Annotated in this window: 17 protein-coding genes and 1 pseudogene; 7 read left to right on the top strand and 11 right to left on the bottom strand. The window is 65.3% G+C overall.

All coding sequences use genetic code 11. The annotated features are described in order from the left end of the window. Positions 1-100: 100 nt before the first annotated feature. The 3 genes from EPL01_RS06245 to EPL01_RS06235 all read right to left on the bottom strand — a co-directional run bounded on the left by EPL01_RS06245 (position 101) and on the right by EPL01_RS06235 (position 2,127). Complete coding sequence (locus EPL01_RS06245) at positions 101-772, bottom strand: alpha/beta hydrolase (RefSeq protein ID WP_135824391.1); 672 nt, start codon at positions 770-772, stop codon at positions 101-103. Further along, the gene (locus EPL01_RS06240; protein WP_135824390.1) at positions 769-1,248 is read right to left on the bottom strand and encodes a VOC family protein; all 480 of its coding nucleotides are present in this window, start codon (positions 1,246-1,248) and stop codon (positions 769-771) included. The genes EPL01_RS06245 and EPL01_RS06240 overlap by 4 nt, the downstream gene beginning before the upstream one ends. A gap of 141 nt (positions 1,249-1,389) precedes the next feature. Then, positions 1,390-2,127: an MBL fold metallo-hydrolase gene (locus tag EPL01_RS06235; RefSeq protein ID WP_135824389.1), complete on the bottom strand. Its 738-nt coding sequence runs from the start codon at positions 2,125-2,127 to the stop codon at positions 1,390-1,392. A gap of 219 nt (positions 2,128-2,346) precedes the next feature. On the opposite strand from EPL01_RS06235, the gene EPL01_RS06230 reads away from it, so the two are divergent. The 4 genes from EPL01_RS06230 (at position 2,347) to EPL01_RS06215 (ending at position 7,942) form a co-directional block, all read left to right on the top strand. Further along, entirely contained in the window at positions 2,347-2,769 is a 423-nt protein-coding gene (locus EPL01_RS06230) for an SRPBCC family protein (protein WP_368279130.1), read from the top strand. Positions 2,770-3,089: 320 nt separating this feature from the next. Further along, positions 3,090-5,861 carry an ATP-dependent helicase gene (locus EPL01_RS06225; protein ID WP_135824388.1) on the top strand — a complete coding sequence of 924 codons (2,772 nt, stop codon included), beginning with the start codon at positions 3,090-3,092 and terminating at the stop codon, positions 5,859-5,861. 55 nt (positions 5,862-5,916) lie between these two features. Continuing rightward, entirely contained in the window at positions 5,917-6,162 is a 246-nt protein-coding gene (locus tag EPL01_RS06220; protein WP_135824387.1) for a hypothetical protein, read from the top strand. A gap of 148 nt (positions 6,163-6,310) precedes the next feature. Further along, complete coding sequence (locus EPL01_RS06215) at positions 6,311-7,942, top strand: SLC13 family permease (RefSeq protein WP_135824386.1); 1,632 nt, start codon at positions 6,311-6,313, stop codon at positions 7,940-7,942. Between the two features lie 31 nt (positions 7,943-7,973). On the opposite strand, the gene EPL01_RS06210 is transcribed toward EPL01_RS06215, so the two are convergent. The 3 genes from EPL01_RS06210 to EPL01_RS06200 form a co-directional block, all read right to left on the bottom strand. Further along, the gene (locus tag EPL01_RS06210; RefSeq protein ID WP_135824385.1) at positions 7,974-8,354 is read right to left on the bottom strand and encodes a tautomerase family protein; all 381 of its coding nucleotides are present in this window, start codon (positions 8,352-8,354) and stop codon (positions 7,974-7,976) included. Between the two features lie 400 nt (positions 8,355-8,754). Then, positions 8,755-9,999: a lactate racemase domain-containing protein gene (locus tag EPL01_RS06205; protein ID WP_135824384.1), complete on the bottom strand. Its 1,245-nt coding sequence runs from the start codon at positions 9,997-9,999 to the stop codon at positions 8,755-8,757. 2 nt (positions 10,000-10,001) lie between these two features. Next, positions 10,002-10,337, bottom strand: a complete 336-nt coding sequence (locus EPL01_RS06200; protein WP_135824383.1) for a ribbon-helix-helix protein — start codon at positions 10,335-10,337, stop codon at positions 10,002-10,004. Between the two features lie 412 nt (positions 10,338-10,749). Here EPL01_RS06200 and EPL01_RS06195 point away from each other — a divergent pair, with 412 nt between their 5' ends. Beyond that, a complete protein-coding gene (locus EPL01_RS06195; protein ID WP_135824559.1) occupies positions 10,750-11,007 on the top strand; it encodes a YgaP family membrane protein in 258 nt (85 codons plus the stop codon). A 1-nt stretch (position 11,008) separates the two neighbouring features. On the opposite strand, the gene EPL01_RS06190 is transcribed toward EPL01_RS06195, so the two are convergent. Further along, on the bottom strand, positions 11,009-11,254 hold the full coding sequence (locus EPL01_RS06190; RefSeq protein ID WP_135824382.1) for a hypothetical protein: 246 nt from the start codon (positions 11,252-11,254) through the stop codon (positions 11,009-11,011). Positions 11,255-11,338: 84 nt separating this feature from the next. Between EPL01_RS06190 and EPL01_RS06185 the strand changes: the two genes are divergently transcribed. Next, on the top strand, positions 11,339-12,286 hold the full coding sequence (locus tag EPL01_RS06185) for an HhH-GPD family protein (RefSeq protein ID WP_135824381.1): 948 nt from the start codon (positions 11,339-11,341) through the stop codon (positions 12,284-12,286). A gap of 164 nt (positions 12,287-12,450) precedes the next feature. Then, the gene (locus tag EPL01_RS06180; protein ID WP_135824380.1) at positions 12,451-12,930 is read left to right on the top strand and encodes a GIY-YIG nuclease family protein; all 480 of its coding nucleotides are present in this window, start codon (positions 12,451-12,453) and stop codon (positions 12,928-12,930) included. Positions 12,931-13,148: 218 nt separating this feature from the next. Here the strand turns inward: EPL01_RS06180 and gdhB are convergent, their stop codons facing one another. The 4 genes and pseudogenes from gdhB to EPL01_RS06160 form a co-directional block, all read right to left on the bottom strand. Further along, positions 13,149-14,438 (bottom strand): glutamate dehydrogenase GdhB, encoded by a 1,290-nt coding sequence (gdhB, locus tag EPL01_RS06175; RefSeq protein ID WP_135824379.1) that lies wholly within the window; start codon positions 14,436-14,438, stop codon positions 13,149-13,151. A 3-nt stretch (positions 14,439-14,441) separates the two neighbouring features. Then, entirely contained in the window at positions 14,442-14,591 is a 150-nt protein-coding gene (locus EPL01_RS06170; protein ID WP_135824378.1) for a rubrerythrin-like domain-containing protein, read from the bottom strand. Positions 14,592-14,671: 80 nt separating this feature from the next. Next, complete coding sequence (locus EPL01_RS06165) at positions 14,672-17,611, bottom strand: bacterio-opsin activator domain-containing protein (protein ID WP_135824377.1); 2,940 nt, start codon at positions 17,609-17,611, stop codon at positions 14,672-14,674. 469 nt (positions 17,612-18,080) lie between these two features. Further along, positions 18,081-19,173 (bottom strand): annotated as a pseudogene (locus EPL01_RS06160) (PstS family phosphate ABC transporter substrate-binding protein). Positions 19,174-19,179: the final 6 nt, after the last annotated feature.

Below are 19,179 nucleotides of genomic sequence, written 5' to 3'. Positions count from 1 at the left end.
TTTCAGTCCGCTGGAAGACAAACCGCGTCTCCCAAGCCTGCGTTCGCTTCGCTCACGCAGACGCCGAGGACAGCACATGGACCACCGGCTGAAGCCCCATTCACGCCCCGGAAGCCACCTCCGCGACTAAATTTTTCACGTACCGGAGTTCCTCCTCGTTGACGCCGTGGGCCATTCCCTCGTAGATGCGCTCGGTCACGTCGGCGTCGAGTCCCTCCAGCACCTCCCGCGTCTCGTGGACGCGCTCGACCGGGATGTGGGGGTCGCGGTCCCCGCACCCCAGAAACACCGGCGTCCCGTCGAGCGACTCCTCGTAGTCCCTTGGTGTCCCATCAGGACCGATTAGCCCGCCGCTCAGCACCGCGAGGCCGCCGTACCGCCGTGCGTTCCGGGCGACGAACTCGCTGGCGAGGCAGGCACCCTGCGAGAAGCCGACGAAGCAGGTCCGGTCGGCCTCGATTCCGGCGTCCGCGACTCGCTGGCGCACCCTCCCCAGAAGGTCCAGCGCCGAGCCGAGACTCGGCTGGTTGTCCTCGATGGGTGCGAGGAAGGAGGTCGGGTACCACGTTCGACCGCGGGCCTGCGGCGCGAGGTAGGCGACGTTCTCGGCGTCGAACTCGGTCGCCATCTCCAGCATGCCCTCGGCGGTGGCTCCTCGGCCGTGGACGAAGATTACCGCGACGTCGGCCGAGTCGAGGTCTGTGCCCGCGGTGGCGACCCGCTGGCCGTCGTGGAGGTCCGACGTGCCAGCGTGAGGGTTCCGGCCCGTCATCGCCGGTCGGGCGCGTCCACGAACTCGCTTCCGGGGTCGTCCTCGTCCACGTCGAAGCCCGGCTCCTCGGTGCAGAGTTCGATGGTCAGGCCGTCGGGGTCCGAGAGGTAGATGCTCTTGAAGTAGGTCCGGTCGCGGACCTGCGAGACGCGGACCCCCTGCTCCTGAAGGTGGTCGCGCCACTCGCGCAGGGTCTCCTCGTCCTCGACGCCCAGCGCGAAGTGGTGGGACGCGCTCGGACCGGGATTCCCCCGCGAGTTGGGGTACTCGAAGTAGGTGACGATGGTTCCGGGTTCGCCCTCCGGCGTCGACGAGAAGTAGTAATGCTTCGTGCCGGGGTCGTCGTAGTTCTCGGTTCGCTTGACCGTGTGGAAGCCCAGTACCTCCTCGTAGAACTCCCGCGTGCGGTCCACGTCGGTACAGATGTTCGTGACGTGGTTGATGGTCGTAAGTGGCGGTGTCTCTGCGTCGCTCATACCCAGAGTAGCCCGAGTGCGGCCTTGAGCCTTGTCGGACGGAGGAGTAAGTAGGTAGCGAGAGCGTAACTGATTTGTCGCCGAACTGTTTCGATGGTTTGCAAGTCGTCCTCCGCAGATGACTTGCGGTTATGTCTCACTCTACAGTTCGACCGTCCGCAAGTCATCTGCGAACCGCACGTCACCGTCGTACACCGCTTCGATGGACGAGAGCATCTCCTCGTGGCGGCCCTCGGTGTGGGGGTAGAGGTGGGTCAGATACACCGTTCCGACGTCCGCGCCCGACCCCGCCAGCGCCTCGCCGAGTTGGGTCGGGGTCGGATGGTTGTCCACGTCCACCTCGTCGGGGAACGAGCAATCGTGGAGCAACACCTCGCAGCCGTCGGCGAAATTGGCCAGTCCCTCGAAGGCCTCGCTGTCGCCGCTGAAGGTGAACTCGTCGCCGAAGCGGTACGCGAGACACGGGAGCGAGTGGCGAGTCTCGTAGCCCTCGACCTCGAATCCGGCGACCTCGAACTCGTGGGCACCGACCTCGCGGATTCGCAAGTCGATGCGCCCCTCCAGATAGTCGTGGACCTCCAGCAAGTCGTCCACCAGCGACTTGGTGCCCGAGGGGCCGACGATTTCGAGGAACTCCTCGCCAGCCAGCCAGCGGGCCTTCAGCAGGGGCATGAGGTCGGAAACGTGGTCCAAGTGGTGGTGGGTCAGCAGGACGGTCGAGACGTTCTCGTAGCCGATAGACGACTGCTGGAGGCGGTGGAGGACGCCGCTCCCGCAGTCGACCAGCACCCGGCGGTCGTCCCGCTCGACGACGAGACCAGTCTGATAGCGCTCGCCGGTCGGCATCGCGCTTCCGGTTCCGAGAAAGGTGATTTCCATGTCCGGTTTCCCGGCCCGAACGGTGTTAATGGCTTTGGAGACGTGTCGCGCCGCGGATTCTCGGTCGTCCTCGCTCGGGACGCTCGGAGTTTAGTTTATATTTATACCCGGTTCTGGGAAAAGAGCTTTCAAGCCGACGTAGAACGCTCGACTCGCACTATTTCACTTCCGACAGGTGGCAAACATTTAAATTTGAGACGGAGCGTCGGAATTTTGGTGGTGGCCGCCGTCGCTTTCGGCATGGTCACGACGCGCTTCGGTCGGACGCCGGACGGCAGACGCCTCGAAGTTGCGGGGGAGTTCGACGCGCCCGCCGACCTCCTCTGGGAACTGCTGACCGACACGACGGAGTGGGCCGAGTGGGGACCCATGGTCGAGGCGGTCCTGTGCGCGGACCGCCGGATTCAGGCAGGCACGACCGGCGAACTGGAGACGAGTTTCGGCGTCGGCCTCCCCTTCCAGATTACGACCTGCGAGGAGTACCGCTGGACGTGGAAAATCGCGGGCATCTCGGCGACGGGCCACCGGGTCGAGGAGTTGGACGACGGCGGGTGCCGGGTGGTGTTCGAGGTCCCGCTGTTGGCGGCGGGATACTCGCCGGTGTGTGCTGTGGCGTTGCAGAACCTGAAAGAAATTGCTTAGATATTGTTTTGTATTTGTTTTGGTGGTTTCGGGTCCGGACCGCGGAATCGGTGTCGTGAACGTTTCTTGAAGCCTCCTCCCGGTCGCTTCGTTCTGACGTGACTACAACCGCAAACCGCAGAATCGTTGTGGGAGTGTCTTCCTGAAGCCCCCTTCATCCACCCCACGGCGGTTGGTCAGTCGAGCGCGTCTACCGGTTACTCGACCGAGCGCGTCCCGTCGGTTGTCCCACCGGGCGCGCTCCGGCGGAGCGCGCCCGGATTTCACTTTCACTCCGGTGGCCAAACCGTCTTAAGCGGCCGACCCCAACGGACGGTCAAATGGGAGCGCGCGAGTTGTTGGCGCGCGGGGACTTCGACTTCGACGCCGAGGAGGTCGAACTCGACGACGCCGAGGTCTTCGAGTCGCTGGAACCCGAGGTCCGCGAGTGGTGGGTCGAGGAGTTCGGCGAGTACGTCCCCGGCAACGGCGGCTTTTTCACGCCGCCCCAGAAGCGCGCGATTCCGCTGGTTCGGGACGGCGAGAACGCGCTCGTGGCCTCGCCGACCGGGAGCGGCAAGACGCTGGCGTCCTTCACCGCGATTCTGAACGAGTTGTTCCGGCGCGAGCGCGAGGCCGAGGACGGACTCGACAACTCGGTCTACTGTCTCTACGTCTCGCCGCTCAAGTCGCTGGCTAACGACATCCACCGGAATCTGGAGGTTCCGCTGGAAGGAATCGCCGAGAAGATGGACGGCGAGCCGTCGGTCCGCCACGCCATCCGGCACGGCGACACCGACGACGCGGCGCGCCAGAAGATGCTGACGGAGACGCCCCATATCCTGAACACGACGCCCGAGACGCTCGCTATCCTGCTCAACTCGCCGAAGTTCAAGAAGAAGCTCGAATCGGTCGAGTACGTCGTCGTGGACGAGATTCACAGCCTCGCCGACGGGAAGCGCGGCACCCACCTCGCGGTGAGTCTGGAGCGGTTGGAGAACATGGTCGAGTCCTCGCCGACCAGAATCGGCTGTTCGGCCACGGTCGAACCGCTCGAAGACATCGCGGACTTTCTGGTGGGGTGCGAAGACGGAGACGAGGCCACGCCCGGCGGCGACCGGACCCGCGACCGCGAAATCGTGGACACCCGGTTCGTCCGCGAGTTCGACATCGAGTTGCAGTGCCCCACAGACGACCTCATCAACACGCCCCGAGAGGTGGTCAACGACCGATTCTACAGCCAACTCGGCGACCTCGTCAGCGAACACACCAACACCCTCGTCTTCACGAACACTCGGTCCGGAGCGGAGAGGGTTCTGCACAACCTGCGAGAGCGATTCGAGGAGTACGACGAGGAGAACTCCGGGTGCCACCACGGAAGCCTCTCGAAGGAGGCCCGCCAGTCCATCGAGGAGGATTTGAAGGACGGGAGCCTCGACGTGGTGACGACCTCCACGAGCCTCGAACTCGGCATCGACATGCCCCACATCGACCTCGTGGTGCAGGTCGGGTCGCCCAAGTCCGTCGCCTCGCTCCTCCAGCGCGTCGGTCGGGCGGGCCACCAGCTCGGCCAGACGGTGACGGGGAGAGTCATCGCTCTCGACCGCGACGAACTCGTGGAGTGTGCGGTCATGCTCAAGAAGGCCGAGGAGGGCTTCGTGGACCGGGTGTTCGTCCCCGAGGAGGCCTACGACGTGGCGGCACAGCACGTCTACGGCATGGCCATCAACTCGGTCCGGCCCGAACGGGAGGTCCGCGACACTCTCAGACGCGCCTACCCCTACCGGAACTTCACCGACGAGCAGTTCGAGACCCTGTTTCGGTACCTGACTTCCGACTACGAGGGACTGGAGGACAAGAACGTCTACGCCAAAATCTGGCGCGACGAGAACGACCCGCCGGAGGGTGAGTACCACTATCCCGAGTTCGACGTGGGCCGACCCCTCGTCGGCAAGCGCGGCAAACTCGCTCGCGTCATCTACATGACCAACATCGGGACGATTCCCGATTCGTTTACCTGCGACGTGTTCACCCGCGGCGACAACGAGTGGGTCGGCGACTTGGACGAGAGTTATCTCGATACCTTAGAGAAGGGCGACGTGTTCGTCCTCGGGGGCCAGAACTTCGAGTTCAAGTACCGCCGCGGGTCGAAGGTCTACGCCGACCGGACCAACGCCCGCCCGACCGTCCCCTCGTGGTTCTCCGAGCGCTTGCCCCTCTCCTACGACCTCGGTCGGGGCATCCTCGACTTTCAGGGCGACCTCCTCGAAAAGTTCCAGAAGCGCGGCAAGCCCGCGGTCAGGGTCTGGCTCAGGGAGTTCCCGCTGGACGAGAACAGCGTCCGGGCCATCGCCCGGATGTTCGACGAGCAGATTCGCTACGCCGGACCCGAGAGCGTCAGCACCGACGAGCGCCTCGCGGTCGAAATCGAACTCGACCGCGACGAGTACGAGCGCCACTACTACGTCCACTCGAACTACGGCCGAAAGTTCAACGACGGCCTCTCGCGGGTCGTCGCCTACCGGTGCGCCAACGCCGCCAACACCAACGTCTCGGTCGCCGTCGCGGACCACGGCTTCACGGTCTCGATGCCCCTCAACCGAAAGGTGGACGTGGCCGAAATCCTGCGCGATATTTCCCCCGAGGAGGTCCGCTCGGACCTCCGGGCCGCCCTCGACGGCACGGAACTCCTCCAGCGGTACTTCCGCATCAACGCCACCCGGTCGCTGATGATTCTCAAGCGGTACAAGGGCTACGAGAAGTCCGCCAGCGAACAGCAGGTCTCCAGCGAGATGCTGCTGGGGTTCGCCGAGGACCTCGACGATTTCGCGGTCATCGAGGAGACCTACCGGGAAATCATCGAGGACAAACTCGCCGTCTCGGCCATCGAGGACGCGATGGCCGACGTGCAGGCCGGAGACGTGACGGTCACCCAGAATCGCGTCGATACACCCACGCCCAAAGCCTTCGGCCTCGCCACCCTGATGGCCAGCGACGTGGTGCTGGCCGAGGACGAGAGCGCGGTCCTGCAGGAGTTCCACGACCGCGTGCTGGAGGAAATCGGCGGCGAGTACGAGGGCGAGAGTGCGGGCGGCGCGTCGGCCGCGGAGTGACCTCACGACGACCAGTCCCGAACTTTATCATTCCGGCCGCGCATAGCCGAGAGCGATGGAAAGCGCCGAGGAGGTCGAAGTCGAAGAACTCTCGCCGCTCGCGTGGCGACTCCTGCGCGTCGCGGCGGGGTTCGAACAGCGTGCCATCGAGCGGGAAGTGGACGATCTGATGCAGGCCCACATCTCGATGCTGGAGAGCGGCACCCGGGCGCTCTCGGTCGAGCGCCGCCGGGCGCTGCTGGAACTCTACGCCGCCGAACTCGATCCCGACCAGATACGCGCACTCGCCGACAACTTCTGACTGTCGTCCAATTGCAGTCGCTGCGCCAGCAGTATTCCGGCAGCCATTGCACAAACAATTGTGTAGATCTCTTTCGTTCGTGACATCATTTCCCACGGCAATCGAAAGCTATTAATCACTACATACAGCTCTATGACGATGTGTATCAATGATACGCTCGCCATCGTCCGCTCGTGGGCGGATTGTCATGTTCGTAATCGCACTCCTCGGGACGGCGGTCATCGCCGGTGCGCCGTCACCGGAAGGACTCTCGGTCAGAGGGCAGTTCGCGCTCGCCACCATGTTCTTCGCGGGCCTGCTCTGGGTCACCGGGGCCTTCCCGCTGGCGGTCACCGCCATCTCGATTCCGGTGTTGCTCACGTTCTTCGGAGTGTACGACGACCTCGACGCGGCGCTCGTCGGCTTCGCCGACCACCTCATCTTCCTGTTCATCGCCGGGTTCATGCTGGCGAACGCGCTCCAGAAGTACGACATCGACCGGCGCATCGCGCTGTGGATGATGTCGGCGATGGGCTCGTCACCCCGGCGACTCGTGCTGGCGGTCATGCTCGCCACCGCCTTCCTCTCGATGTGGGTGTCCAACACCGCGACGACCGCGATGATGACGCCCATCGCGCTCGGCGTCCTGACGCAGGTCATCGGCCGGGAAGGCGTCGAGGCCGCCAGCGCGGCGGCCGAGGACATCGACTCCGACGTCGCCGCCGACGGCGCTGGCGCGACCGGCGTGGCCGACGCGGCCGGTAGCGACGATTTCACGAACATCCAGGTCTCGATGCTTCTCGGCACCGCCTACGGGGCCAGCGTCGGTGGCGTCGGGACGCTCATCGGGACGCCCCCGAACGCGGTTCTCGCCTCGCAACTCAACAAGATGCTGGGCTACGAAATCGGCTTCGCCCAGTGGCTCCTCATCGGCCTCCCGATCGTGGCCGTCACCCTGCCCATCGTCTGGTACGTCCTCACCTACGTCCTCTACCCGCCGCAGGTCGAGGACGTGACCGACGCCCGCGCCGAGGCCAAGCGCTACCTCGACGAGGAGGGGCCGCTCGACCCCCGCGGCAAGCGCGTGGCGGTCATCTTCACCGCGACGGCCTTCCTGTGGGTCGTCGGCGGCCTCGAAGACTTCATCGCGCCGCTGCTCTCCGACGCGTGGGCGGTCACGCTGTTCGGCGGAAGCGGCGCGAGCATCTTCGGTATCGAGGGCCATCAGGGCCTGTTCTACTACGTCATGGTCGGCCTGATGTCCATCCCGGCGCTCGTCCTCGCTGACACGATGGAGTGGGAGGAACTGGCCGACATCGACTGGGGGACCATCCTGCTGTTCGGCGGCGGCATCGCGCTGGCCGACGCGCTCGCGGCGACCGGCGCGACCAAGTGGATCGCCGACACCGTCTTCTCGTCGCTGACGGGCGCACCTATCGCTCTCGTGGTTGCCGTGGTCGTCCTGCTGGTCATCTTCCTCACGGAGATGACCTCGAACACCGCGACGGCGACCATCATCGTCCCCATCCTCATCAGCATCGGCGGCGTGTTCGCCGCGACGCTCGGCCTGACCGACGTGGCCGCCGCGGTGTTCCTCTCGGTCTCGGGCGCTATCGCGGCGAGTTTCGCGTTCGCGCTCCCGGTTGCGACCCCGCCGAACGCCATCGTCTTCGGGAGCGGCTACCTCGAACAGAAGCAGATGATGCGGGCTGGCATCGTCCTCAACCTGCTGATGACGGTCGTGCTGACCGGCTTCATCTGGCTGCTGTTCCAGTTCGTCTGGCCGCACATCCTGTGGTAAGCGCAGTCGGGTAGTCAGCCACCTTCGCGGTCTACTTCTCCTCGCCGTTCCACTCGTCGCCGACTCGATTGTAGCCCATCATCTCCGGGCCGTCGTGCTGAGTGAAGACGACTTTCATGTTGGGTTCCGGAATCCCCCAGCGGTCGCTGGCGGCGTCCATCACGGCGAGCGCGAACTCGCGGCGTTGCTCGACCGGGCGGCCCGCCCGCACGTCGGCGTCGAGGAGAAGGAGCGGTCCCGACTCGGCCCGTCCGAGGTGGAGGTCGGCGTCCGCTCGCTCTCGAATGGCGACGGCGACGTGGCCCGCGGTCGTCTCCATGACGTCGGTGTAGAGGTTGGTCACGGTCGCCGCGAAGGCGTCCTTCTCGTCGGCGCTCGCCTCGCAGGTCAAGTCGAACTGAAGGAGCGGCATACCCGACGGTTCCGCCGTGGGGAGTTAGGTGTGGGGGTCGTCCTTGGCGAAGAATCGGCGAAACGCTGTCAAACACGTGCTTCGCTCGGTGGCACAACCGTCATCCTGGCGGACTGAAAGGGCGAGTGCGGTTCGCGTTTACATGGTCGCCTCAGCGACCCCTATCGGCGCGAACTGTGCGGAGAGCGCCGATATGTCGCTGAGCGGCCGTCTCGTGAGCGGAGCGAACGAGACCTCGGAAGTCGCAGCCCGCGCAGCGAAGCGAGCAGGACCGTCTTCCGGCGGCGAACCGCGCGAGGGCTTTCGAGGACGTTGCTGTCCAGTTTGCTCCTGCGGTTCCGAGCGCGAGGGCTTTCGAGGTCTGCGTCTCCTGACTTGAACTCGCTCCCAATCGGCGTCGCTAATCACTACTTTCGACCAACAGCGTATCCAGCGCGTCCGGAACGACCAGCACGTCGCTTCCGGGTTCCACCGCGTCCGCGACCGACCCGCGGGCGGTCATCAGGCACTCCTCGACCACCTCGGGACGCTCGCTGTTCGTGACGAACACGTCGTAGTCCCGCAGGACGCGGGCCACGACGAACGCCCGCTGTGCGCCGGGTTCGTAGCCCCGGCGCATCTCGTCGTAGAGGTCCTCGGCACTTGCAGCCTCGCTCAACCAATCGTAGAAACGCTGTTCGCCCGTGCCTTCGCCAGCGCCCTCCTGCAAGCGAGCGGGGACGACGATTCGACCGCCTTCCTTCAGGGGATTGTAGTCCCCGAGCGCGACGTAGGTCGCCGCCCGCGTGGCCTGATAGAGGTTGGCGTCCTTGGGCGCGCCCACGCCAGCGACGATAGCATCGTATTTATTTCTCGTGGAAATAGAAATATTTCTTTTGCACAACTCTGTAAGGTCTCTGACGACCTCGCGGTGGTCGCCCGCGCTGGCTCCCAAGATTCCTGCGGGCGCGTGCGTGACGTTCAAACAAAAGTCGAGGCCGACGAGGTCGCCCGCGGCGTCGAGCGTCTCGCGGAAGGGGTTGCCCTCGACGCGTCCGAGGAGGACCCCCTCGCGGGCCAGCATGTCGGGACCGTGGGTGTAGCGGATGAGCGACTCGCCGCCAGCGCCGATGGCGACCGTCTTCGCGCCGCCGGAGAAGCCAGCGTACTGGTGGGGTTCGACCATCCCGGTCGAGACCACGGCGTCGGCGTCCGCGACGGTGGGATTGAGTTCGATTTCGACCGCCTCGCCGTCTGGGCCTTCGATTTCGCCGATAGAGCGCGCCGCCTCGGCGTCGTGGTTCTGCGCGAGGTCGGCGTACCCGCCGAGCGCCGAGCGCAGTTCCCCGTCTGTCATCGGCCGGTGGAGACCCAGACCCACGACGATTGAAATCTGGTCGCGCTCGACGCCCGCCTCGCGGAGGTCAGCAACCAGCGCGCCCACCAGCACGTCGTCCGGCGTGGCGCGGGTCACGTCGGTCACGACGATTGCGACCTCGTCGTCGGCAGACACCCGCTCGTGCAGGGGCGGCCCGTGCGGGTCGGCCATCGCCCGCTGGGCGGCCTCGCGGGAGTCCACGGCCTCGGACTCCGGCGGTTGTGCGACGGTCACGTCGCAGTCGGGGAGCGACACCGAAATCTCGGTGTCGCCGTAGGGGAGTTGCATGCTCAGAACTGGTAGCGCCGGTTGTCTCGGTCCTCCTGTTGCTGGGAGAACTGCTGGCCGCCGCCGCGCATCTCGTCGAAGGTCATGCCCGAGAGGTACTCGTCGTAGGTCACGTCGTACTCGCTCCGGAGGTGGAAGTCCAGATTCCCGGTATCGACGGTGCGCTGGAAGAGCATGTGGACCGCCCGCCGGAGGAGTTCGTCGGTCTCCTCGGGGTCGAACGCGGCTTCGAGCATCGCCAGTTCGTTTCTGGTCTCGCGGTCGAGCGAGACGGAAATCTCGTCGCCGAGGTCGGCATACCCGCCTTCGAGGTCATCCTGTAGGTCGTCGAGACTCATGCCCGGAGTGTGGGGTGCGGGCCGGAAACGCCTTTCGACTAAGAGGGTAGGCAGTAGTCGGATGCGGCGACAGGGTCGGGGTTTCGAGTAGATGGAACCGGGCCTCGAAAGCCCTCGCGGGCCTCGCGGTCGTGGTTCGAGCGCTTCGCGCTCGTCGTCTCGAAAATCTTCGATTTTCGGCGACTCAGCGGGCTATCTCGCGGGCGCAGTTCTGCGCCCGCGAAATAGGGCCACGCTGAGACGACCACGATAGACGCGAGGCCCGCTCGCCCTTTCAGTCCGCCAGGGACGCAGTCGGTTGGTCGGCCTACCGAAGCAGGTGGTTGGTCACGCGTATCCGAAACTATCCTGTAAGTCCGCAAGAAAAGTTCAAGCATCTGGACGGCCTACGTCTACGATGGGGGAAACAACGATGGAAAAGAACGTGGGCGGATTCGACAGAACAGCCCGATTAATCGCCGGTCCGGCGCTGCTGGTGGTCGTCCTCGCGTGGTTGCTCGGCGCAATCGCGCTCGACCTGTGGCTCGGCCTCGTCGTCCTGCTGGTCGGAGCAATCCTGACCGTCACGGGACTGACCCAGAAGTGTCCGGCCAACAGCCTCCTCGGGATGAACACCTTCCGGCGGGGAAGCGAACCCGAGGAGGAACGCCCGACCGAGACGCCCCGGTGATTCAGAGCGACGCGCCGCAGTCTCGACAGCGAGTCCGTTCGGCCCAGTTTTTCGTCCCGCAGTCGGGACAGGAGACGCGGTACTTCTCGTCGCTTCCGAGGTAGCTCGTGAAGCCGACGGCCGCGCCGAGAACCATCAGAACCGCGCCGACCGCCAGAAGCGCCATCGGACCGAACGCGAGGAGAACCGCGGCGACCGACGCCAGCGCCACCCCGAGCAGAAACGTCGCGGACGCGAACCTGTGCATATCTGCCCGAACGGGCTCGGATTTGATAGGCCCACCGCCACCGAACCGCCGACCATTTACCCGACTCGTCCTAACCTCGGGGCGATGAGCGACGCCGAATCGGACCCCGCATCCGACTCCGACGCCGACTACTCGCTCCCCGAGGACCTCCCGGCGGTCCGCGACGCCCTGACCGCGTGGTACGAGGAGGACCACCGCCAGTTCCCGTGGCGCGAGACCGACGACGCCTACGAGATTCTGGTCTCGGAGGTCATGAGCCAGCAGACCCAGCTCGGCCGGGTCGTGACCGCGTGGGAGGCCTTCCTCGACGAGTGGCCGACTCCGCAAGCTCTCGCCGACGCCGACCGCGCCGACGTGGTCGGGTTCTGGACCGACCACAGCCTCGGCTACAACAACCGAGCGAAGTACCTCCACGAGGCCGCCAAGCAGGTCGTCTCCGAGTACGACGGCGAGTTCCCCGACACGCCCGAGGAGCTACAGAACCTGATGGGCGTCGGTCCCTACACCGCGAACGCGGTCGCCTCCTTCGCGTTCAACAACGGCGACGCCGTGGTGGACACCAACGTCAAGCGCGTCCTCCACCGCGCCTTCGACGTGCCCGACGACGACACCGCCTTCGAGAAAGCCGCCGCAGAAGCCATGCCCGAGGGGAAATCGGAGGTCTGGAACAACGCCATCATGGAACTGGGCGGCGTGGCCTGCGAGAAGTCCCCGAAGTGCGACTCGGCGGGGTGTCCGTGGCGCGAGTGGTGTCACGCCTACGAGACCGGCGACTTCACCGCGCCGGACGTGCCGACGCAGCCGAGTTTCGAGGGGAGCAGGCGGCAGTTCCGCGGGAAGGTCATCTCGATTCTGAAGGAGTACGACGAACTGGCGCTGGACACGCTCGGTCCTCGGGTCCGAGTCGATTACGCGCCGGGCGGAGAGTACGGCCGCGAGTGGCTGGAGGGCTTGCTTTCGGACCTCGCCGAGGACGGACTGGTCGAGGTCGAACAACGAGATGGCAACCTCGTTGCTTGGCTTCAGAAATAGTCGATTCGGAAGACCACCGACAGAGTAGTTCTCGGCGGTCAGAAGGACGTTCACGGGATTATCGTAAGGTAGTCGGTAGATTCGAGGGTAATAGAAATCCGGATTCACTACATCGAATCGACATTTTTACTACTCAAGAGCATTTGTCGGATATAAGAGGAAAGATGGCAGAGCTGACCGCCATGAGCATATCGGGATGGTCCTTCGAATTCGTAGAGGAGTTGGAGCCACGACGAAACGACGACGGAACGATAGAGGCGAGAATGCCTCAACACCGATACGAAGACGCGAACTCTACTTACGTCCACCAATATGGCTGGGGTCCGTTCTGTAAATTCTCCGTTTCAGGCGACTGGGAAGAAAAATCCGGTGTGTACGTTCTGATGACAGACGATAAATTTCTGTACGTCGGCAAAACGACGAACTTCGAGAGACAGTTGAACCACGGTATCGGCAACATTTCACCCCGGAATTGTTTCGAAGGGGGACAGCAGACTAACTGCCGGATAAACTCTTTAATCCGCGAAGCAACGGTAGAAGGGACTCCAGTAACCGTGTTTTTCCACGAAACGGATAATCGGAAAGCCGTCAAGCAGGAGTTGATAAGTGAGTTGGAACCGCCGTGGAATAAAACCGGCACGTAGAAACTGAAACGTCCGTTTCTGTTCTACGTCCGGACCGAGATATCGTTGTTCGTCGGGCGCGTGACGGAACGCTCCGAGAACTGAGACTGCACTGCCCACCCCTGACCCGGCGCATCGGCTTTCGTCCGTGCAAGCAAATCCCTAGTTTGATGCGAACCCGATGCGCCCGCCGTCTCCGGAGTTCGCTTCGCTCGCGTGCTGGTCGCTCTATCCGAACCTTACGGCCAGAGACCTCTGCTCGATTTGGCCTCGCCGACGCGTTCCAGCGCGACGACGTAGGCCGCGTCGCGCCAACTCGCGTCGCGGGCCTCGACCTCGGTTCGCACGTTGTCCCACGCCGAGAGCATCATCGACTCCAACTCCTCGTGGACGCGCTCTAAGGACCACTGGCGGCGGTTGATGTCCTGCAACCACTCGAAGTACGAGACCGTCACTCCGCCCGCGTTGGCCAGAATGTCCGGAATCACGGGAATCCCGCGTTCTTCGAGGATTTTGTCCGCGGCCGAGGTCGTCGGGCCGTTCGCGCCCTCGACCACGATGTCGGCCTGCACGTCGTCGGCGTTGTCGGCGGTGATGACGTTGCCGACGGCGGCCGGAATCACCACGTCTACGTCGAGTTCGAGGACCTCCTCGTTCGTCAGGGTGTTCGGCGCGTCGTAGCTCATCACGGCCTCGGGTTCCTCCTCGTGGGAGGGCACCGCGTGGGTGTCGAGGCCCGTCGTGTCGTAGGCCGCGCCGTTCACGTCGCTGACCGCGACCACGTCAGCGCCCCAGTCGTCCAGCAGGCGAGCTGCGTTCGCGCCGACCGACCCGAAGCCTTGGACTGCGACGGTGGCCTCGCCGATGTCCTTCTCGTAGTAGCGCAGGGCCTCGCGGGCGATGATGGCGACCGAGCGACCGGGCGCTTGCTCGCGGCCCTTGCTCCCGCCGATGACGGGCGGTTTGCCCGTGACCACGCCCGGAGTCGTCTCGCCCTCCTGCATCGAGTAGGCGTCCATGAACCACGCCATCGTCTGGGCGTCGGTGCCCATGTCGGGGGCCGGAATGTCCTGTTTCGGGCCGATGGTGTCCCGAATCTCCTCGGCGAAGCGCCGGGTCAGCCGTTCTTTCTCCTCGGTGCTGAGGTCTTTGGGGTTCACCACGACGCCGCCCTTCGCGCCGCCGAAGGGCAGGTCCATGACCGCGCACTTCCAGGTCATCCACATCGAGAGACCCACGCACTCCTCGGCGGTCACGTCGGGGTGGAACCGCAGGCCGCCCTTGTAGGGACCGCGCACGTCGTCGTGCTGAGCGCGGTAGCCGGTGTAGACCTCGACAGAGCCGTCGTCGCGCTTCAGGGGCACGCCGACCTCGACCACTCGAGTCGGGTGTTTGAGGCGCTCGATGACGCCCTCGTCCACGTCGACCTGCGTGGCCGCGGCCGAGAGCTGTCGCAGGGCAGTTTCGAGGGCCGATTCGGTCTCGGAGTAGTCGTCAGCCTCAGGGTCGTCCAGCGTGTTCGTAGCCATGGGTTACTCGAAGGGCATCCCTCGGTTGCGCATCGCGGTTCCGCAGTCGTCGCACTCGCCGGGGTGGCTGTCGGCGCGCGCGGTCGTCCCACAGCGCAGGCATTCGTACTCGCGGTCGGCGTCCGAGTCGTAGTCGGGGTCGCGGAGGCTCATTCGGTAAAATTTGCTACGAACTACGTAGTCTTCGACTGTATTGTTGAATAGTAAACCGTGGTGCGGAGCTTCGCGGGTTACTATTCAACCCCGGACGCACTCGTGCGATTCTCGAACAGCGAGGAGAACAGTTTTCGCTCGATTCGGCGGACGTGGTCGTAGAACGCGGTGTGGGAGATGTCGAGCATCTCGGCCACGTCCCGCCCGGTCACGTCCCGGTCGGCGTCGAAGAATCCCGCGTGGTAGGCCATCTGGGCGACCTCCAACTGTCGCTCGGTGAGCTCCTCGATGAGTCGGCCGGGTCGGCCCTTCGTGTCCAGCGCCCGAGTTCGCTCGCGCTGGGCGACCGGTTCGGCGGCGTCGTAGCGGTTCGAGACGACCTCGTCTATCGACCGGGTCGTGACCGAGTCGGGCACGTCCACGGTCAGCGAGAGGTCCTCCGGGGTCGCCCTGAAGCGTCGGAGGACGGCCCCGTGGTCGGCCAGCACCGTGGTCACGAATTCGTCCGGAATCCGGAGGCCGACGAGGCCGTCCTCGTCTGTCGCCCGAATCACCTCGGCCTCCGCGATGCCGACGAACTCTCCGGCCGTCGAGACCACGCCGTCGAGGTCCGCGCCCTCCACGGTGGCGAACAGGAGGGTCGTGCCGTCGTCTCGGCGCACGTCGCCCTCGACCGAAAGCGTCGCGCCGGTCTCGCTGGCGAGTCGGTGCAGGACCGAACTCGGATTCGGGATGCGGTACTCGAGTTCGACCACCGTGTCGCTCCGGAGCGCCTCCTTGCGCTGGGCCGCGTTGATGGCCGCGGCCACGGTGTCACCGAGTTCGCGCAGGACCGACTGGACCATCTCGTCGAAGGCGTCGGGGCGGTCGGCGTAGACGTTTAGCGTGCCGAACAGCACGTCGTCGTAGACCAGCGGAATCGACAGCACCGACTGGAAGTCCCGCGACACCGCCTCCTTGCACCACGGGTCGGCCCGGAGGTGGTCGGCGACGTTCGAGACGAGCGTGGCCTCTCGGGTCTCTGCAGCCCGGAGGCTCGGCTCCCAGCGACTCGCCTGTGTACTGTCGGCGTCGGGGCCGAACTCCAGCGAGACGCTGTCGAGGTAGCCCTGTTCGTCTCCGGCCCACGCTCGCGGCCTGAGCGACCGACTCACGGCGGTCGTCTCGCCTATCCACGCGAACCGGAAGCGGTCGTCGGCGGTCAGTCGCTCGCAGACCGCCGACTCGATTTTCTCGCGGGATTCGGCCCCGACCAGCGCCTGGTCGATTTCGCGGATGAACTCGTTCACCCGGTTGAGCTTCGAGAGGCGCTCGTTCTGGCGCTTGAGGGTCCGGTCGCGCTCCCGCAGTTCGCTGTCGCGCTCGACCCGGTCGAAGGCCGCCTCGGTCGTCGCCGCGAGCAGTTCGGCGACCTCCTCGCTGACCTCGTCGAAGGTCTCTTCGTCTCCCGCGGCGGCCACGAAGACGCCGTGGTCGCCCAGCGGGACCGCGACGTAATCGCCGAGCGCCGCGAGGAGGACCTTCCGGCCGCCCCGGTCGGGGGAGTTGCGCGTCCGGGTCTCGTCCTCCACGAAGGCCCGACTCACCGCGCTCCTGCCGTCGAGTCTGAGTTCGGGGAGCGGTCCGGTGAGGTCGGCGAACTCGTCGGAGACCGCGGTCGGGTAGAGGACGTTCTCCTCGCGGTCGAACCGGTAGACCGCCGCCGCGGCTGACGGGAGGATGTCGGCGGCGTCGGCGACCACGCGGTCGGCGATTTCGGCCTTCGTCTCGGCGTAGAGCAGGCTTCTGCTGGTCTGGTGGAGCTGGGTCAGCGCCCGCTCGCGCTGTTTTCGCTTGGTGATGTCCCGGCAGCTGTAGAGGGTGGTCCCGCCCTGAATCGAGACCTGCCGGACGTTGACCAGCAGGGTGTGTTCCCGGCCGTGCTTGTCGGTCGCGGTGCATTCGAGGTTCGTGAGGACGCCCTCCGAGTCGAGGCGCTCGCGGTCGAAGAGGTCCTCGCCCAGCAGGGCGTCGATGGTGCCCAGATCGTGAATCTCCTCGGCGCTGTAGCCGAAGATGAAGTGGACATTCGGGCAGACGTAGGTGAACTCGCCGTCGTCGTCGGTGACGAGGACGGTGTCGGTCATGTTGTTCAGCGTGACGCGGTGGAGTTCCTCCGACCGGCGCAGTTCCTCCTCCAATCGGACGCGCTCGGCGACTTCGCGGCCCTCCACGACGAGACGAGTGATTTCGTCGCTCTCGTCGTATTCCTCGCCCTCTCCTCCGCCCTCACCGCTCCCGCGGTTCTGGACGACGGGCCGGACCGTGAACTCGAATCGGACCTCGCGCTCGGGGGCCGCCAGTCCGGCCTCGAACTCGGTGTACTCGCCGCGCCGGGCGCGTTGGACCGCTCGCTGGAGTTCGCGGTGCGAATCGTCGGTCCACGGAAGCCCCCAGAATCGCTTGCCGAGGAGGGCGCTCTCGTCGGCCTCCAGCACGTCGAGCGCGCCCCGATTCACCCGGACCACGGTCCCGTCGGCGTCGAGGACGGCGCTGAACTGGTCCGGCGTGGCGAAGAAGGACTCGAACTGGTCGGCCTTCGCGCTCCGCCTGCGCTCGGCGGCCCGGCGCTCGACCGCCTCGCGGCACCGACGCGGGAGGTCGGCCGGGTCGGTGTCCGTCGGGGAGAGGGGAACGTAATCGGCGACCCCCGCAGCGATGGCCTCGCTGGCGAGCGATTCGCTCCCGTCGGTCGGTGCCAAGACGAAGGGGTCGGTGACGCCGCGCTCTCGCAGGGCCGCGAGCAGTTCGAGGCCGGATTGCTCTCCGCCGGGTCCGTCGGCGAGTCGGCGCGCGGCGACGACGCAATCGACGCCGGTCCGGTCGGTCGCGGCGTCGAGGGCCTCCTCGGCCGTCTCGGCGGCGCGGACCGAGAACCCGTCGGCACCGAACGTCGGTCGAAGCCGGTCGCGCCACGGGGCCGGTCCCACCAAGAGGACCCGGACGCGCTCGGCGGTGGTTCGTGACCGAGTCGTATCCATCGTCGCCGCTTTGGCGCGCTCGCCGATAAGAGTCTTCGTTGTGCGACGGCGGAGAGTGTTCTGGTGAACCGCAAAAAAGAGTGTTCAGATAAACCGCGAGAATAGCGATGATGGCTTCGAAAGCCCTCGCGCGGTTCGCGGTCGCTCAGCGACATATCCTCGACTCACCTTCGCTTCGCTCGGTTCGTCTCGGATAGGGGTCGGCTGAGACGACCACGGTAAACGCGAACCCCGCTCGCCCTTTCAGTCCGCCGTCGGAGACAAGCTCCGACGAGCCTGCGCTCGCTTCGCTCACGCAGACACCAGGAGTTGATTGTAGCACCGAGCGAAGTCGGTGGCTAGCGGTGCTTTCCGAATACAGCGTGGCGGCGGGCCGACGCGCCGGTCGAAAAATCCTCGACAGAGAGCGACCGGGACCGACGAGTCGGTCCCGGTCGGGCCAGCGCGGTTACTCCGAGGTGGTGGTCGTCTAGCTACTCCCGCCGATGTAGTCCTGCGGGGACCCCTGCTCCGGTTCGGGGAGCTTGCTGACCTGCTGTTCCTGTCGGTTCGTCGGCAACTTCACGTAGTTGTTCGCGGCGACGTACCGCTCTTGGCCCATGTCCGAGAGCATCGTGAGGATGAACGCGGCCTCCTTCGGCGAGGTGTCCTCCCACGTGTAGCAGTGGAGGTCGCGGTTGAGCGGGTAGTCCTTCGCGCCGAGGTTCTTACCGTACTCGTAGGTGGTGTCCTCGATGGTGAGCGCGACCGGCGGGACCCGCTGTTCGTCCACGAACGCCAGCGCCATGTACGCGACAGCGTTGTTGGAGTTTGCGACCAACGTCTGGACCTGCTGGTTCTGGCCCTTGCGCACGTCTACGCCCTCCATCGACGCGTTCGGCCCGCCCAGCACGTTGGCGCGGAAGGAGGTGTCGGTGCCCGACCCCTCGGCGCGACCGATGGCCTGAATCTCCTTGTCCTCGCCGCTGTAGGAGTCTATCTCCGACCAGTTCGAAATCTCGCCCCGGTAAATCTGCTGGACCTGCTGGAGCGTGAGTTCCGTCACGCCCGCGTCGTAGATTTCCTTGCTGACGACCAGCGGCTGGGCGTCCACGCCGACCACGTGGTCTACGAACTTGTTCAGTTCCTCCTCGCTGTCGTTGGGGGAACTCCTGAGCGACCGTCGCGCTCGCGTCACCGATGTCGAGGACGCCGTTCCGAAGCTTCTCCAGCCCGGTGCCGGAGTGGCTCAGCCCGACCGTCACGTTGAACGGCAGGTCCTGTCCCGACTCGAAGCCGTACCGGCTGGCCCAGAAATCGGCGTAGTTCATTTCCGTGTCGATGTTCCACTCCCCCGGCCCCCAGTACTCGGCGTCGCTCGCCGGTGGATTCGAGTTCCAGACCGCCCCGGCCTGACTCGTGATGGGATACACCGTTGAGGAGCCGCCGATTTTCAGTGCTTGGTTGTTCCCTTGCCGTGCCGTCGCAGTCCCGGTTACAGCGAGACTCCCGGCCGCACCCATGGCCGCGAGGTATTTTCTCCGCGAAACCCCGTCCCCGTTCTCTGACGTGTTGAACGTCATCGAGTA

Source organism: Halorussus ruber, assembly GCF_004765785.1.
Lineage (GTDB): Archaea > Halobacteriota > Halobacteria > Halobacteriales > Haladaptataceae > Halorussus > Halorussus ruber.
This window is presented reverse-complemented; position numbering and strand designations above follow the sequence as displayed.

What these genes read in the sequence shown, in the direction of transcription:
- EPL01_RS06210 (WP_135824385.1), bottom strand. Translation starts at nt 8,354, where the DNA reads ATGCCGCTCCTTCAGTTCGACTTGACCTGCGAGGCGAGCGCCGACGAG.
- EPL01_RS06190 (WP_135824382.1), bottom strand. Translation starts at nt 11,254, where the DNA reads ATGCACAGGTTCGCGTCCGCGACGTTTCTGCTCGGGGTGGCGCTGGCG.
- EPL01_RS06245 (WP_135824391.1), bottom strand. Translation starts at nt 772, where the DNA reads ATGACGGGCCGGAACCCTCACGCTGGCACGTCGGACCTCCACGACGGC.
- EPL01_RS06180 (WP_135824380.1), top strand. Translation starts at nt 12,451, where the DNA reads ATGGCAGAGCTGACCGCCATGAGCATATCGGGATGGTCCTTCGAATTC.
- EPL01_RS06200 (WP_135824383.1), bottom strand. Translation starts at nt 10,337, where the DNA reads ATGAGTCTCGACGACCTACAGGATGACCTCGAAGGCGGGTATGCCGAC.
- EPL01_RS06165 (WP_135824377.1), bottom strand. Translation starts at nt 17,611, where the DNA reads ATGGATACGACTCGGTCACGAACCACCGCCGAGCGCGTCCGGGTCCTC.
- gdhB (WP_135824379.1), bottom strand. Translation starts at nt 14,438, where the DNA reads ATGGCTACGAACACGCTGGACGACCCTGAGGCTGACGACTACTCCGAG.
- EPL01_RS06205 (WP_135824384.1), bottom strand. Translation starts at nt 9,999, where the DNA reads ATGCAACTCCCCTACGGCGACACCGAGATTTCGGTGTCGCTCCCCGAC.
- EPL01_RS06225 (WP_135824388.1), top strand. Translation starts at nt 3,090, where the DNA reads ATGGGAGCGCGCGAGTTGTTGGCGCGCGGGGACTTCGACTTCGACGCC.
- EPL01_RS06235 (WP_135824389.1), bottom strand. Translation starts at nt 2,127, where the DNA reads ATGGAAATCACCTTTCTCGGAACCGGAAGCGCGATGCCGACCGGCGAG.
- EPL01_RS06185 (WP_135824381.1), top strand. Translation starts at nt 11,339, where the DNA reads ATGAGCGACGCCGAATCGGACCCCGCATCCGACTCCGACGCCGACTAC.
- EPL01_RS06220 (WP_135824387.1), top strand. Translation starts at nt 5,917, where the DNA reads ATGGAAAGCGCCGAGGAGGTCGAAGTCGAAGAACTCTCGCCGCTCGCG.
- EPL01_RS06240 (WP_135824390.1), bottom strand. Translation starts at nt 1,248, where the DNA reads ATGAGCGACGCAGAGACACCGCCACTTACGACCATCAACCACGTCACG.
- EPL01_RS06170 (WP_135824378.1), bottom strand. Translation starts at nt 14,591, where the DNA reads ATGAGCCTCCGCGACCCCGACTACGACTCGGACGCCGACCGCGAGTAC.
- EPL01_RS06195 (WP_135824559.1), top strand. Translation starts at nt 10,750, where the DNA reads ATGGAAAAGAACGTGGGCGGATTCGACAGAACAGCCCGATTAATCGCC.
- EPL01_RS06215 (WP_135824386.1), top strand. Translation starts at nt 6,311, where the DNA reads ATGATACGCTCGCCATCGTCCGCTCGTGGGCGGATTGTCATGTTCGTA.